15 protein-coding genes are annotated in these 14,057 nt (G+C 61.7%); 5 read left to right on the top strand and 10 right to left on the bottom strand.

Features of this window, described 5'->3' with window-relative positions; genetic code table 11:
* Nucleotides 1-71: 71 nt before the first annotated feature.
* The gene (locus AC1DZP_RS18895) at nt 72-941 is read right to left on the bottom strand and encodes an MBL fold metallo-hydrolase (RefSeq protein WP_477304471.1); all 870 of its coding nucleotides are present in this window, start codon (nt 939-941) and stop codon (nt 72-74) included.
* Nucleotides 938-2,251, bottom strand: a complete 1,314-nt coding sequence (gene hmgA, locus AC1DZP_RS18890) for a homogentisate 1,2-dioxygenase (RefSeq protein ID WP_477304469.1) — start codon at nt 2,249-2,251, stop codon at nt 938-940. The genes AC1DZP_RS18895 and hmgA overlap by 4 nt, the downstream gene beginning before the upstream one ends.
* Before the next feature lie 101 nt (nt 2,252-2,352).
* Here hmgA and AC1DZP_RS18885 point away from each other — a divergent pair, with 101 nt between their 5' ends.
* Nucleotides 2,353-2,805: a MarR family winged helix-turn-helix transcriptional regulator gene (locus AC1DZP_RS18885; RefSeq protein ID WP_477304467.1), complete on the top strand. Its 453-nt coding sequence runs from the start codon at nt 2,353-2,355 to the stop codon at nt 2,803-2,805.
* Nucleotides 2,806-2,818: 13 nt separating this feature from the next.
* Here AC1DZP_RS18885 and AC1DZP_RS18880 read toward each other — a convergent pair whose 3' ends face one another.
* From AC1DZP_RS18880 to AC1DZP_RS18870, 3 genes are read right to left on the bottom strand one after another with little or no spacing between them, the layout of a single operon-like run.
* A complete protein-coding gene (locus tag AC1DZP_RS18880) occupies nt 2,819-3,238 on the bottom strand; it encodes a hypothetical protein (protein ID WP_477304465.1) in 420 nt (139 codons plus the stop codon).
* A gap of 51 nt (nt 3,239-3,289) precedes the next feature.
* Nucleotides 3,290-4,324: an L-threonine 3-dehydrogenase gene (tdh, locus tag AC1DZP_RS18875; RefSeq protein ID WP_040584004.1), complete on the bottom strand. Its 1,035-nt coding sequence runs from the start codon at nt 4,322-4,324 to the stop codon at nt 3,290-3,292.
* A 52-nt stretch (nt 4,325-4,376) separates the two neighbouring features.
* A complete protein-coding gene (locus AC1DZP_RS18870) occupies nt 4,377-5,564 on the bottom strand; it encodes a glycine C-acetyltransferase (RefSeq protein ID WP_477304464.1) in 1,188 nt (395 codons plus the stop codon).
* A 310-nt stretch (nt 5,565-5,874) separates the two neighbouring features.
* Between AC1DZP_RS18870 and AC1DZP_RS18865 the strand changes: the two genes are divergently transcribed.
* Nucleotides 5,875-7,944 carry a putative bifunctional diguanylate cyclase/phosphodiesterase gene (locus AC1DZP_RS18865; protein WP_477304462.1) on the top strand — a complete coding sequence of 690 codons (2,070 nt, stop codon included), beginning with the start codon at nt 5,875-5,877 and terminating at the stop codon, nt 7,942-7,944.
* 177 nt (nt 7,945-8,121) lie between these two features.
* Entirely contained in the window at nt 8,122-8,862 is a 741-nt protein-coding gene (locus AC1DZP_RS18860; protein ID WP_477304460.1) for a polysaccharide deacetylase family protein, read from the top strand.
* A gap of 7 nt (nt 8,863-8,869) precedes the next feature.
* Here the strand turns inward: AC1DZP_RS18860 and AC1DZP_RS18855 are convergent, their stop codons facing one another.
* Nucleotides 8,870-9,298: a MarR family winged helix-turn-helix transcriptional regulator gene (locus tag AC1DZP_RS18855; RefSeq protein ID WP_095085903.1), complete on the bottom strand. Its 429-nt coding sequence runs from the start codon at nt 9,296-9,298 to the stop codon at nt 8,870-8,872.
* A gap of 117 nt (nt 9,299-9,415) precedes the next feature.
* On the opposite strand from AC1DZP_RS18855, the gene AC1DZP_RS18850 reads away from it, so the two are divergent.
* Nucleotides 9,416-9,823, top strand: a complete 408-nt coding sequence (locus AC1DZP_RS18850; RefSeq protein WP_477228875.1) for a hypothetical protein — start codon at nt 9,416-9,418, stop codon at nt 9,821-9,823.
* Nucleotides 9,824-10,062: 239 nt separating this feature from the next.
* A complete protein-coding gene (gene queF / locus AC1DZP_RS18845; RefSeq protein WP_477304458.1) occupies nt 10,063-10,524 on the top strand; it encodes a preQ(1) synthase in 462 nt (153 codons plus the stop codon).
* Nucleotides 10,525-10,634: 110 nt separating this feature from the next.
* Here queF and AC1DZP_RS18840 read toward each other — a convergent pair whose 3' ends face one another.
* The 4 genes from AC1DZP_RS18840 to AC1DZP_RS18825 form a co-directional block, all read right to left on the bottom strand.
* On the bottom strand, nt 10,635-11,243 hold the full coding sequence (locus AC1DZP_RS18840) for a hypothetical protein (RefSeq protein WP_477304456.1): 609 nt from the start codon (nt 11,241-11,243) through the stop codon (nt 10,635-10,637).
* A 5-nt stretch (nt 11,244-11,248) separates the two neighbouring features.
* Nucleotides 11,249-11,728 (bottom strand): DUF3828 domain-containing protein, encoded by a 480-nt coding sequence (locus tag AC1DZP_RS18835; protein WP_457152002.1) that lies wholly within the window; start codon nt 11,726-11,728, stop codon nt 11,249-11,251.
* Between the two features lie 197 nt (nt 11,729-11,925).
* Entirely contained in the window at nt 11,926-13,035 is a 1,110-nt protein-coding gene (locus tag AC1DZP_RS18830) for a mandelate racemase/muconate lactonizing enzyme family protein (RefSeq protein ID WP_457152003.1), read from the bottom strand.
* Nucleotides 13,036-13,134: 99 nt separating this feature from the next.
* Nucleotides 13,135-13,827, bottom strand: coding sequence for a corrinoid protein (locus tag AC1DZP_RS18825; RefSeq protein WP_095085921.1), 693 nt, complete (start codon nt 13,825-13,827; stop codon nt 13,135-13,137).
* Between the last annotated feature and the right edge of the window lie 230 nt (nt 13,828-14,057).

Below are 14,057 nucleotides of genomic sequence, written 5' to 3'. Positions count from 1 at the left end.
GGCGTTGGCGCCGCTTTGGATTTTTGTTTTACGCATTGTCTCCAGCGAAAAGCGGTTTCCACTTTTCAGGGTCATGCGAACTTTACAACAAGGCCGTCGCGGGCGATCGTCAAGTCGCCGGTCCATGTTTTCCTGACAGCGGCGATCCAGTCGGCCTCGCCGATTCCGGGATCGTCGGCCGGAATGAGGTGGTTAAGCACCAGCCTCTTCACGCCGGCATCGCTGGCGATGCGCCCGGCCTCCTCGGCAAAGCTGTGGCTGGCGAGCAGATGTTCCCGCAGCCGCGCGCCATTGCCGGTTTTGGCCACCAGCCGCTCTATGCCTTCCTCCAGCATAGCTTCGTGGACGAGGATATCGGCGCCTTGGGCAAAATCGGCGAGCGGCGGAAAGAAGGCCGTATCGGTGGAGAACACCACGCCTTTCCCGCCATGTTCGAAGCGCAGCGCAAAGCAGTCGGTCACCGGCGGATGGTCGACGCGCAGCGCTGAAACCTCGAGGCCGTGTTGCTCGACAATCAAGCCTTCGGTGAATTCGTTGATCGAAACCAGCTCGCGAATATCCGGCCGGCCTTCGTCGACGATGCGGACTTCGATGTCGAATTCCATCGCCTGACAAAAGCGCCGCCAGTAATGGCCGGTGCCGGGCGGACCGTACACGCTGACGGGCGAGGCCAGACCGGCCGTCCAGGCGGTGTGGACCAGCGCACCGAGTTCCAGCACATGGTCGGAATGCAGATGCGTGATGAAGATCAGGTCGAGTGCCTTCAGCCCAATTCCGGCGTCGACCAGGCCACGCGTCACACCAAGCCCGCAGTCGATGACAATGCTGCGACCGCCCATCTGCAGCAGCGACGAACTCGGCCATGGGCCACCCGGCCGCAGCGCCGGGCCGCCCTTCGAGCCCAAAAGCACCAGCCGGTCCGGTATCGGCTCGCCGCTCAAGACCAGTCGCCCTCGGGCGTGCCGTTGAAGCGCTTCTTCAGGTCGGCCCAGCAGTCGATGTAATTGTCCTGCCGGGTTTCCAGTTCGGCGCCGTAGCGGGTCAGCATCTGCGGAAAACGGGTCTCGAACATGAAGGCCATGGTGTTGTCGAGCTTGACCGGTTTCAGGTCCGCGCGCGAGGCTTTTTCGAAACCAGGCGCATCCGGGCCGTGGGCCAGCATCAGATTGTGCAGGCTGATGCCGCCTGGAACGAAGCCTTCCTCCTTGGCATCGTACTGACCGTTGATCAGCCCCATGAACTCGCTCATGATGTTGCGGTGATACCAGGGCGGCCGGAACGTATCCTCCGCCACCAACCAGCGCGGCGGGAAGATGACGAAGTCAATGTTGGCGGTGCCTTCCTCGCCGCTGGGCGCCGTCAGCACGGTGAAGATCGACGGATCGGGATGATCGAACAGGATGGCGCCGACCGGCGAAAAGGTGGCCAGATCATATTTATAGGGTGCGTAGTTGCCGTGCCAGGCAACGACGTCCAGCGGCGAGTGGCCGATCTCGGTGACATGGAAGTTGCCGCACCACTTCACCGTCAGCCGGCACGGTGTCTCCTTGTCCTCGAACCAGGCGCAAGGCGTCTTGAAATCACGCGGGTTGGCCAGGCAATTGGCACCGATCGGGCCACGGTCCGGCATGGTCAGCTTGGCGCCATAGTTCTCGCAGACATAGCCGCGCACTTCGGCATCGACCAGCTCGACCTTGAAGACAAGCCCGCGGGGCAGCACGGCGATCTCGCCGGGCCGAAGCTCGATGACGCCCATCTCGGTGACGAAGCGCAAGGCGCCAACTTGTGGCACGATGAGCAACTCGCCATCGGCGTTGAAGAAATGATCGTCGGCCATCGAGCGGTTGGCGACATAGACGTGGGCCGCCATACCGGTTTGCCCGAGCACGTCGCCGGCCGTAGTTATGCTGCGCATGCCGGCGATGAAATCGGTCGGCTCCTTCGGCATCGGCACCGGGTTCCAGCGGTACTGGCCGAGCGCCAGCTCGTGATCACCGACATTGGGAGCGCTCTTCCACAATGGATAGTCAGCCGGTTTGAAACGGCCGGTGTGCTTCACGCTCGGCCGGATCCGATAGAGCCAGGAGCGCTCATTGGTCCCGCGCGGCGCGGTGAAGGGCGAACCGGAAAGCTGCTCGGCGTAGAGGCCATAGGCCGGCCGCTGCGGCGAGTTCCGCCCCTGCGGCAGCGAGCCCGGCAAGGTTTCGGTTTCGAAGTCGTTGCCGAAGCCCGGCATGTAGGAAAAGGCCATTGCTTCCTCCCAGAATGGATCTCAATTGACCAAACTGGTTTCATTTGTAACCATCGAAAATGTAACTATCAATGCCAATGCTGCTGCCGGGATGTGCGACCATGGAAATCCTCGACCTGGAAAACTTCCTGCCTTATCGGCTCTATCGCCTGGCCGACGCCGTCAGCCGGGAATTCGCAGGGATTTACAAGGACAGCCATGGCTTGACCCGCCCGGAATGGCGCACTCTTTCCGGGCTTGGCCAGCACGGCACGATGACCGCGACAGCCCTCGGCGAGCAATCGGCCATGCACAAGACCAAGGTGTCGCGCGCTGTCGCCGAACTCGAACGGCGGCGCTGGCTGACGCGAACTCCCGATGAAAACGACCGCCGCGTCGAGCATCTGACGCTGACCAAGGCGGGGCTTGCGGCCTATCGCGAGATGGTGCCGCTGGCGAAAGCGTTCGAGCGGGATTTACTGGCAAAGCTGAGCATGGCAGAGCGGACTGCGATCAGCGATGGATTGACTGCGCTGGAAGCCAACTTGGCCCCGACCAACTCAGCGACAGAGTAACCGCTCTCCGACCCTACTCGACATCCAGAACCTCTCGACTGAGCGACCAATCTTTAGCAACAAGCTCGATCGTTTCGTCTCGAAAGTAGAACAAGAAATGCCGTGAACTCGGAGTGTCCGGTGATAGAACCTCCCAATCAAGTTCATTGACTGCGCGATCGTCGCCGATCACCTCATAGAATTCCCCCCATTCTGGAGCTTGATTGCTGTAGCGGCCTTTGCCTGCGAACCAAGCGTGATCGTTGGTGGCGTCCCATCGCCAACGACTACAGTCAACGAAGCGAAGCGTTCCCTTCTCGCCCTTTTCGGCCTCGTAAGCCCATGGGTTCAAAAGAAAGACAAGTTGAACGCCGTCACCCTCGACGGTTAGCTCGACGTCGGGCGCGTTCGGGTCGGCATTCCAATCGGGGTTTAGGTGCAGGAACTCAATCATGTACAGACATTGCCATGTCGAGAGTGTGGTTTTCCACCCTGCGACCGCCGTCTACCAATCCATCACCACCTTGCCGGAACTGCCGCTGCGCATTGCATCGAAGCCGGTCTGGAAGTCGTCGATGCCGATGCGATGCGTGATCAGCCCGGAAACATCGAGTGGGCCCTGCACCAGCGCGATCATCTTGTACCAGGTCTCGAACATCTCGCGGCCGTAGATGCCCTTGAGATGCAGCATCTTGAAGATGACCTTGTTCCAGTCGATCTCGAAGCCGGTGGGCGCAATGCCTAAAATGGCGATCTTGCCGCCATTGTTCATCGTGTCGATCATGTCGCGGAAGGCGGGCGCCGCCCCCGACATTTCGAGACCGACGTCGAAACCCTCGGTCATGCCGAGCACCGGCATGACGTCGCGCAGCTTTTCCTTCGAGGCGTCGACGACGTGCTGCACGCCAAGCTTTTTCGCCAGCGCCAGCCGCACCGGGTTGATGTCGGTGATGACCACCTTGCGCGCGCCGACACATTGCGCCACCAGCGCGCCCATGATGCCGATCGGGCCGGCCCCGGTGACCAGCACATCCTCGCCGACCAGATCGAAGGACAGGGCGGTATGGACCGCATTGCCGAGCGGATCGAAAATCGCGGCGATCTCGTCCGGCACGTCGTCGGGGATCGGCACGACGTTGTGCTGCGGGATCGCCAGATACTCGCCGAAGGCGCCGGGGCGGTTGACGCCGACGCCGAGCGTGTTGCGGCAGAGATGCCCCCGGCCCGCGCGGCAGTTGCGGCAGTGGCCGCAGACGATGTGGCCTTCGCCCGACACGCGCTGGCCGACCTTGTATTCGGTGACCGCGGCGCCGAAATCGGCAACCGTGCCGACGAATTCATGGCCCGTCACCATTGGCACCGGCACGGTCTTCTGCGCCCACTGGTCCCAATTGTAGATGTGGACGTCGGTGCCGCAGATCGCCGTCTTCCTGACCTTGATCAGCACGTCGTTGGGGCCGATCTCCGGCACCGGCACCTCTTCCATCCAGATGCCCGGCTCGGCCTTGGCCTTCACCAGCGCCTTCATCATGTTCGACATGCTTTTATCCCTTGAATCTCTTGTTCCGTAATCGCTTTGCGATTTTGGCCTTTCAGGGAATCACCCCGAGTTCGCGCCCGACGGCGCCGAACGCCTCCACTGCACGGTCGATGTCGGCGCTGGAGTGCGCCGCCGACATCTGCGTGCGGATGCGCGCCTGGCCCTTCGGCACCACCGGGAAGGAAAAGCCTATGACATAGATGCCACGCTTCAGCATGCGCACCGCCATCTCCTGCGCCAGCGTCGCGTCGCCCAGCATCACCGGAATGATTGGATGATCGGCCCCGGCCAGCGTGAAGCCCAGTTTACCCATCTGCGACCTGAACCGTGCCGCATTCGCATATAGGCGTTCGCGCAAGGCGTCGCCATTGCGGATCAGGTCGAACACCTTGATCGAGGCGCCGGCGATCGCCGGCATCAGCGTGTTGGAAAAGAGATACGGCCGCGAGCGCTGGCGCAGCCAGTCGACCACTTGGCTTTTGCCCGATGTGTAACCGCCGGATGCACCGCCGAGCGCCTTGCCGAGCGTGCCGGTGATGATGTCGACCCTGCCCTCGACGCCGCAATGCTCCGCCGAGCCGCGGCCATTCTGGCCGACGAAGCCGACCGCATGGCTGTCATCGACCATAACCATGGCATCGTACTTGTCGGCGAGGTCGCAGACACCCCTGAGATTGGCGATGATGCCATCCATGGAAAACACGCCGTCGGTGGCGATCAGCCGGAAGCGGCAATCCTTCGCCTCCTTCAACCGCGCTTCGAGGTCGGCCATGTCGTTGTTTGCATAGCGGAAGCGTTTTGCTTTCGACAACCGCACGCCGTCGATGATCGAGGCGTGGTTCAGCGCATCGGAAATGATCGCATCGTTCTCGCCGAGGAGTGTCTCGAACAGGCCGCCATTGGCGTCGAAGCAGGAGCCGTAGAGGATGGTGTCCTCCAGGCCGAGGAAGGATGAAATCGTCGCCTCGAGCTGCTTGTGCTCTTCCTGCGTGCCGCAGATGAAGCGCACCGAGGCCATGCCGTAGCCATAGCGGTCGAGCGCCTGGCTGGCCGCCGCACGCAGGTCGGCGCTGTCGGCGAGGCCGAGATAGTTGTTGGCGCAGAAATTAAGCACCTTCTGACCGCCGACCTCGATCTGCGCCGACTGGGTCGAAGAGATCACCCGCTCGGATTTATAGAGGCCGGCCGACTTAAGCCCCGCGAGTTCGCTGTCGATGTGAGAGAGAAATGCTGCGGTCATGATAGGGCCTCGTTTGATGTGGGCCGACTGTCGTCCGGCCCGCGCGAAAAATCCATCGCAAAAACGACCGGATCGGTGGGCATGCGGCCCCGATATGCATCGTCATGCGGCCGCGGAAGCGACGTCACGACAACAGTGCTGGCCGACGACCTCTCAAATGCCGACACAGCGCGAAACCAGCCGATAACCATTTCGCGATCTTTAAGCGTTTCCCCCTCGCCGTCCGGCTGTCGATTTCCAGACCTGTTAACGTTTGCAAGCCAATGGTCCTCGCAACAAGAATCCGTTGGCGAGAGGGCCGCCCCACAACATGTCGCAGCAGCCGGTGCAAACCGTTTCAGGCAAGCTCATACTGCTGATCAAGGCTGGCTACTGGCTGGCCCTGCTGATCATCGCCGCCATGGTGATAGCTTCCTTCATCCTGCTACAGCAGATGATGGCCACCCAGCAGCACAACAACACCTTGCTCGACATCGTAAGCACGCAAAAGACGCTGTCGCAGCGCATCGTCTTCCTTGCCGGCGCAACGAGTTCTGGTTCGCGTGACAAGCAGCCGGCGCTGGTCAGCGCTCTCAAGCAGGCGACGGCGGAGTTCGAGACGAACTACGATCTGCTGCTCGAGCAGACCAACGCCGACCCGATGTCCCCTGCCCGATTGGACCCGAAATCGACCGAGAGCGTGCTGTTCGCCAAGCCGTTCCATCTAGATTATTTCTCGGTAGGCCTCGTCGCCAATGGCAAGCGGCTGATTTCATCCTTTGAATCCCAGCTGACGGGCGCCAGTGACGGCTACAAGGGCAGCGGCGAGCGCGTCAATCTCGATGCCTCTGTCGCCAACGCGACCTTGTCGGGCTACGCAGCGCTTGGCCAGCGCATCAGCGCCGATGCCGACGAGCGCGCCGAGAAGCTGCTCGCGCTTCACCGCACGCTGTTCTACGCCACCCTCGGGGTGATCGTGCTGGTGGCGCTCTTCATCTTCCGGCCGATGTCGAACGCCATCCTGCGCAAGACGCATGAGCTGATCGACGCGCGCAATTCCATGGCCTTCATCGCGGTGCATGACGGCCTCACCGGCCTGCACAACCGCACGTTCCTGACCGATCATTTCGATACGCTGATCAAGGGCTCGCAACGGCGTCGTGAGCGGCTTGCCGTCGTCCAGCTCGACCTCGACCGGTTCAAGCAGATCAACGATACGCTCGGCCACGCCGCCGGCGACTATGTGCTGGTCGTCACGGCGCAGCGCATGCGCGATTCCTGCCGGGCATCGGACCTGTGCGTACGCCTGGGCGGCGACGAGTTCGTCATGATCCTCGGCGGCGCCGGCGGCACCGAAGACATCAACATGCTGGCGCGGCGTATCCTGGCCCACATCAACGAGCCGATCATCTTCCAGGGCACGACCATTCTTCCGGGCGCCAGCGCCGGCATCGCCGTCTACCCGGTCGACGCCGACAATGCGCAGGACCTGCTGGTCCACGCCGATCTGGCGCTCTACTCCGCCAAGAAGCTGGGAGGCAGCAACTTCTCGTTCTTCTCCGAGGAGTTGCGCCGCGAGCTCGACTATCGCAAGCAGCTCGAGCACGACATCAAGATCGCCATCGCGGACCGGGCGTTCCAGGTCTATTTCCAGCCGCAGGTTTCGCTGACCGACGGCACGATCAGCGGCATCGAGGCGCTGGTGCGCTGGAACCATGCCGGGCGCGGCATGATCTCGCCCGGCGAATTCATTCCGGTCGCCGAGAAATGCGGCTTCATGCCGGAGATCGGCCGCATCGTCATCAGCAAAGCGATCAACGAAGCCGCCGAATGGAATCGCGCCGGCATTGCCTTTGGGCGGCTTGCCGTCAATGTTTCAGGCACCGAACTGCGCGAGCACGACTTCGATGCGTTCCTGTTCGAGACGCTGGAGAAGGCTGGGCTGCCGCCGCAGAAACTGTCGCTGGAAATCGTCGAGTCCGTCATTCTCGACGACGAGAAGACCGGCATCGCCGCCAAGCTGCGCCATATCAGGGCAGCCGGGGTCCATCTCGAACTCGATGATTTCGGCACCGGCTATGCCTCGCTCAGCCATGTCAATCCCAACGAGATCGACCGGCTGAAGATCGACCGCCGCTTCGTCCAGAACATCCATGAGAATGGCGACAATTCGAAGATCGTGCGCGCCATCACCGAGTTGGCGCGCGGCCTTGGCATCTCGATCGTTGCCGAAGGTGCAGAAACCGAGGCCGAGCTCAATTCGCTGATGGCAATCGGCTGCGACCAGGTGCAGGGCTATTCCATCGCCTTCCCGATGCCGCAGGACAAGGCGCTGGAATGGCTGACGGCCCGCATGCCGAAGAAGGCCAGGCTGACGGTGCTGCAGGGAAGCCTGGCGTAGGCACTGCCCAAAGCGCGTCGCGCTCGAGCGGAGACATCGGACGCACTTTGTCTCTCTGTTTTCTCCATGTCGTTGCCCCAAAACCGCTGCGCACTTTTGGGCGACATGCACCGCACGCCTTGACAAGCCGTTGTGGACATGGCGGCCTGTCGTCATCGCAACCTGATAGTGCGGGTGATGACACCGTTTCGGATTGTCCTGGCGGCACTGTTGATTTTTGCGTTCCCTGCCCATGGAGCGGATCGCACAATCTATCTCACCTTTGACGATGGCCCGCTGAACGGCACCAGCAACATCCTCGACGTGCTGGAAGCCGAACAGGTTCCGGCGACCATGTTCATGGTCGGCATGCATGCGCAAGCAAGCGCCGCCAACAGGGCGCTCGTCCAGCGCGCCAAACAGCTTCCGCTGGTTACACTCGGCAACCACAGCTACAGCCACGCCAACAACCGCTACCAGCATTACTACGGCGACACCGAAGGCGTCGTCGCCGACATGATGCGGGCAAACGCGGTGCTCGGCCTGAAGCCGGTGGTGCACGCCCGCCTGCCGGGGCGCGACGTGTTCAGGCTGCCCTCGATGTCGAAGAACGACACTTCGCTTGGCCTGGCCCAGGAGGGCCGCGAGGAGCCCGACTATGAGTTTGTCGCAGCCTCGGGCTTCTATCTCTACGGCTGGGACCATGAATGGGTGCACAAGGACAGCGGCGAGCCGGTGCAGAGCGTCGACCATCTGGTCAGCGAGATCGATCACCTGTTCGGCTACGGCCGCTTCGTGAAGCCGCACAAGCTGATCCTGCTGATGCATGACGAGATGTTCCAGGACAGTTTCGACGGCAAGACCAAGCTGACCAACCTGATCACCGCACTGAAGCTGCGCCGCTACACCTTTGGCGCAATCCAGAGCTACGACGACTGAGCCTGCCCTAGCTTTCCACATTGGCCCGCAAGGCCGCCAGCACCTGTGCGAACTCCGCCAGCCGCTCGTCGGAAAGACCCACCCGCAGCCGCTTGTCGAAGACAAGAGCTGCCTTGCGCAATGTCTCGAACATCGCTTCTCCGGCATCGGTCAGTTCGACCAGGTGAACCCGGCGGTTGACGGGATCGCGGCGGCGCGTCAGCAGGCCCTGCGTCTCCATCGCGTTGAGATGGTGGGTCAGCGTCGCGCCCTGGATGCCGATCATGCCGGCGAGTTCGCGCTGGTTGGCAAGCTTGCTTGATTTGACCGAAAGCAGCGTGAGCCAGACAGGCAGCGTGCCGCCAGCCTCGACCAGGGCAGCGTCAAAAGCCTGGGCAACCAGCTTGGCGGTACGGCCGAGATTCATGCCGACTGGCGGGCGTTCAAAGGGCGTCATCACAAGACACTAGAACAAGGGAAAGGCCGATGGAACTGGCCGTGGTTTATACATTGACACCTAACCGTTAGATATCTAACTATATCATATTGACGCACGAAAGAGGAGAATCCGGTCATGCAGTACGTCTACATCGTCGTTATCGGCCTTCACGTCATGGCGGGCGTATTCTGGGCAGGCACGACGATCACGCTGGCGCGCGATCCCGATATCCGTGCCGAGCGCTTCATCCAGCCGCAAATGGGTGCGGCCGGCATGGTTTTCCTGACCGGAGCGCTGCTCTGGTATTTCTTCCACGGCGCCTATTTCGGCTCGATGGAAATGGTGCTGGCGCTTGGCATCCTGACCGCTTTCGCCGCCGCGGGCGTGCTCGGCGCCATGGTCAGGGCGCCCAGCCGGCGGCTTGCCGGCGCAAGTGCGGAAACCGAAACGCAACTGCGCGCCAGAATGGCGACGGGCGAGCGCATCGCCGCGCGGCTGCTGGTCGTCACTGTGCTCTGCATGGCCGTCGCCAGAATGGTCTGAGACGCAGCAAACTCACAGAATCGTACGTTGTCTGGCGACAAGCCAATGACGTGCGGGCGCGCGGCCTGACCGACGTACACGGGCTCTCGTACGCAGGGCCGACCGCGCGCCACCAACGATGCCGGGGCACTTTTCGGTCCGATGGTTCAGATCCTATTTAATGATCGGATTCGTCCGAAAACCGCTGCGCGCTTTTCGGTCCGGTGCTAATGAGCGGCAAATTCGAAGGAATGCTGCCCATGACCGTCACCAAGAACCTTACCCAGCTCGGCGCACACGTCGAGACCCCCCAGAGCCCCGATCAGGCGGTGCTGGAGACCGTGCCGTTTGCGCGCGGCGACGGCCCGCCCGCAATCGTGCGCTTCACCTGCCCGGAATTCACCTCGCTGTGCCCGGTCACCGGCCAGCCGGACTTCGCCCATATCGTCATCGACTACGCCCCCGATGCGCTGCTGGTGGAATCGAAGTCGCTGAAACTGTTCATGACCTCATTTCGCAACCACGGCGCCTTCCATGAAGAATGCACCGTCATGATCGGCCGCCGCATCGTGGCGGCAACCAAGCCGCTGTGGCTGCGCATCGGCGGCTACTGGTTCCCGCGCGGCGGCATTCCGATCGACGTGTTCTGGCAGACCGGCGCGCCGCCGGAAGGCGCCTGGTTGCCCGATACCGGAGTGGCGCCCTATCGCGGGCGCGGCTAATGCATGTCACCCAAAATTGACGCCGGTTTTGAGGCAACGGCAAATATAGGAACAAAGACTTAAAGCGCGTCGCCTGAATCCGTTTCAACAACGCGCTTTTGGTCTCCCGCTCATTCGCACTGATATTGGCTGAGCGCCCATTCGCCGGTCACCGACAACAGGTCCGATATCTTCCAGTCGCCGTCGACCTTGCTGAACTTCCATTCCAGCCGGTGCGGGTTGCCGGCGACAACGAAGGCGACAATGACCTTGGCCTTGTCGCCATTGATCGCTTCCAGCGTCTTCAGGCTCTTGTCGATCTCGGCTTTGTCATAGTTCGCGTTGTCGAGCGCCATGTTGGGGTCGAGGCATTCGCCCTGTCCCGATTTGCGCAAGGCGTCGCTCTTGTCGAGAACGGTTTTCGCCGGATCGATGAAATGGCTGCGCTGCGCCGGATCGAGTTCGAGCCCGACCTGATCGTAAAATGGCCGCACCACCGCCGTCGGCGATCCCGGCTGGATGGGTGCGGCGGGCTCGCTGGGCGGCCATGCCACTGGTGGCGTTGCGGGTTCCACCGCACCGCCGGGCGCATTTGCAGCTGGCGCCCCGCTGTCGCCCGGGGCGCTGTCAGCCGGCGCGCTTGCCGGCGGCGCACCGAAYAGCCCTTGCGCGGCGGCGCCGCTCGGACCCGCTGCCAGCAGGCACATGGCCGACAGTGCCAGGATCCGGCGACGGACCATCGCCTTCACTCCGGCGTCTGGCCGGCCACGCATTCCAGCGCGCTGAGCTTCCAGTCGCTGGTCTTGGAGGCAATGTCCGATATCTTCCACTTGCCCTCGATCTTCTTGAGCGACCAGACCATGTCACGCTTGGAGTCATCGCCTTCCGCAAAGAGGCTGAAGGACGCTGTAACCTCGGCGGTGTCACCATCCAGCTTCTCGGACAGTTTCAGCGTTTTCGAGACAGTCTTCTGATCGAAGTCCTGCGCGTCCAGACCGGGATCGAAATCGATGCAGGCGACCTCGTCAGGGTTCTTTTTCGTTGCCTGGTCGTTCAGGTTGAACAAGTTCGTCACCGGCTCGGTAAACCGATCCCGGTATTGCTCGTCAGCCTCGAATTTGACCGCCGGCACATAGAAGAACTTCACCGCATCGGACGCTGGTCCGGCGAAGGCAGCCGCGGGCAAGGCTATCGAAAGGGCGGCAACGAGCACTGTCAGTCGCATGCAGGATCTCCGGCTTTTGATGGCTTGACGCTATCAATACCACACATCCTGCATATCGACTTTTTTGCGGCTGATGAAGTCCTGGAGCGCCAGCCCCCAGGCGCCCCGCGAGACATTCCGGAGGTTCGCAAAAGCACTTCCGCGGTTAGCTGCCGACGATACTGGCAGATACAATCGCCGCGAACATCAGAGGATCCTCAGCCTCCGAAAGTCGCGACAGGCGCTTTGAGCCGGGAGCGCTCAGGCTTGACACCGAGCCCTGGCATCTGCGGGACGCGTATATGCCCGTTTTCGATGACGACGGGGTTTACCGGGTCGGTATGCCCTTCGATGTATTCCTGCGCGATCCAGGCGCCCTCAAAACGGCTCGGCTCGACGGTAGCGGCGAGGTGCACGCAGGCCGCGGCGATGACGTCCCCACCCCAGGCATCGTCGCAGCTGTGCGGGAGCGATCGTATCGCACACAGGTCGCGGACCGTGACCATCTTGGTAAGGCCACCAAGGCGGGTGACCTTCAATCCGAATCCGTCCGCGATACCTGAAGAAACTGCCCGCAGGACGGCATTCAAATCCTCGGTATTCTCATCAAGGTAGACCGGATGGGTCACGCGTCCCTTGAGACTCGCGACTTCCTCCATTGTGTTGCAAGGCTGTTCGAACACGAACGGGATTGCCTGGCAAAGCCGATCGATGTGCAACGCCGCCGCGGCGGTGAGGCCACGATTGGCGTCGACGGCTATCCGGGCCTTGAAGCCAACCACTTCCCATACCTTGTGCACGGTGGCGACGTCTTGCTCGAGATCCTGTCCGCCTATCTTGATCTGAAGTCGTGGGTATCCGGCCTTGACCTTGTCGACGGCAATACGCGCCGTCTCGTCCGGTGCACCGACAATAGTCGAGTAGTAAGACGGTACACGATCGGTGAGCGCCCCGCCCAGAAGTGTTGAAACCGGAACACCCAGCCGCAGGCCGGCGAGGTCGAGGAGGGCTATGTCCAAGGCCGCCTTGGCATAGTTGTGACCGTTCAACCGCTCGTCCATTCTTTTCGCGAGGCGGCGCATGGACGCAGTGTCCTCACCAATGAGTCCAGGCGCTATTTCGGCAATTGCCGCTCTCGCACCCAGGGCATGTTGGGGCTGATAAACAGGGCCGACCGGGCACGTCTCACCCCAGCCTGACAGTCCGTCTTCGGTGGTCACTTCAACGAGTGTGCTATCCAGATTCTGCACGGTATCGCTAGCCATCCGGTAGGCGCCGCCTTTGACAGGCAGAAGGACCTGATAGACTTTGATCGACTCGATGCGCATACGGACCTCAGCCCCCTTCGTGCCAAGCGATTCAGGCCATCTTGCCATCCGGGTGCATGGCGGCGTTCTCGGTCACAAACATGGATCGAACTGTTGTGCTCAAGTCCGCACGTTGTGCTTGCGCTTCATGAAGTCCTTGGCGGTCTCGACCGCCACTGCGGCGTCGCGGCAATAGGCGTCGGCGCCGACGGCTTTGCCGAATTCCTCGTTCAGCGGCGCACCGCCGACCAGCACGACATAATCGTCGCGGATGCCCTTTTCCTTCATCGTGTCGATGACGACCTTCATGTAGGGCATGGTCGTGGTCAGCAGTGCCGACATGCCGATGATGTCGGGCTGGTGCTGCTCGATCGCGTCGAGATATTTTTCGACCGCATTGTTGATGCCGAGGTCGATGACGTCGAAGCCGGCACCTTCCATCATCATGCCGACGAGGTTCTTGCCGATGTCGTGGATGTCGCCCTTGACGGTGCCGATGACCATCTTGCCCTGCTTCGGCGCGCCGGTGGCGGCAAGCAGCGGACGCAGGATGAACATGCCGGCCTTCATCGCRTTGGCCGACAACAGCACTTCGGGAACGAACAGGATGCCGTCGCGAAAATCCTCGCCGACGATGCGCATGCCTTCGACCAGCGCCTCGGTCAGCACCTTGTAGGGCGCCCAGCCGCGCTCGAGCAGGATGTTGGTGCCTTCCTCGATCTCTTCCTTCAGCCCGTCATAGAGATCGTCGTGCATCTGCTGCACCAACTCGTCGTCGGAAAGTTCGGAAAGGATGATCTCGTCGTCGGACATTTGTATCGAGCTCCTGCCGGCATCGCGACTGCGTCGCAAGGCACACAATATTCGCGTTCATACCTAACCCGCTGGGGGCATGTATCCATAGCTGATTTGCGACTTCCCGCAAAAGGAAAGCGACCGTAACTCTCTTGGAATTCTTGTCGATTTTGCGACAGCCGTTGGCGCTGGCGGGCCGTTTCGAATAGGGTGCTTGGCTACGATCCGGCAAGAAGCGGCGATACGCT

Source organism: Mesorhizobium sp. P2_F8 (assembly GCF_056403655.1).
The sequence above is the reverse complement of the archived record's forward strand: the minus strand, read 5'-3'. Positions and strand labels throughout refer to the sequence as shown.

Coding starts and splice junctions, on each gene's coding strand:
- AC1DZP_RS18865 (WP_477304462.1), top strand. CDS start 5,875: ATGTCGCAGCAGCCGGTGCAAACCGTTTCAGGCAAGCTCATACTGCTG.
- hmgA (WP_477304469.1), bottom strand. CDS start 2,251: ATGGCCTTTTCCTACATGCCGGGCTTCGGCAACGACTTCGAAACCGAA.
- AC1DZP_RS18855 (WP_095085903.1), bottom strand. CDS start 9,298: ATGACGCCCTTTGAACGCCCGCCAGTCGGCATGAATCTCGGCCGTACC.
- AC1DZP_RS18830 (WP_457152003.1), bottom strand. CDS start 13,035: ATGCGCATCGAGTCGATCAAAGTCTATCAGGTCCTTCTGCCTGTCAAA.
- AC1DZP_RS18885 (WP_477304467.1), top strand. CDS start 2,353: ATGGAAATCCTCGACCTGGAAAACTTCCTGCCTTATCGGCTCTATCGC.
- tdh (WP_040584004.1), bottom strand. CDS start 4,324: ATGTCGAACATGATGAAGGCGCTGGTGAAGGCCAAGGCCGAGCCGGGC.
- AC1DZP_RS18835 (WP_457152002.1), bottom strand. CDS start 11,728: ATGCGACTGACAGTGCTCGTTGCCGCCCTTTCGATAGCCTTGCCCGCG.
- AC1DZP_RS18850 (WP_477228875.1), top strand. CDS start 9,416: ATGCAGTACGTCTACATCGTCGTTATCGGCCTTCACGTCATGGCGGGC.
- AC1DZP_RS18860 (WP_477304460.1), top strand. CDS start 8,122: ATGACACCGTTTCGGATTGTCCTGGCGGCACTGTTGATTTTTGCGTTC.
- AC1DZP_RS18870 (WP_477304464.1), bottom strand. CDS start 5,564: ATGACCGCAGCATTTCTCTCTCACATCGACAGCGAACTCGCGGGGCTT.
- queF (WP_477304458.1), top strand. CDS start 10,063: ATGACCGTCACCAAGAACCTTACCCAGCTCGGCGCACACGTCGAGACC.
- AC1DZP_RS18880 (WP_477304465.1), bottom strand. CDS start 3,238: ATGATTGAGTTCCTGCACCTAAACCCCGATTGGAATGCCGACCCGAAC.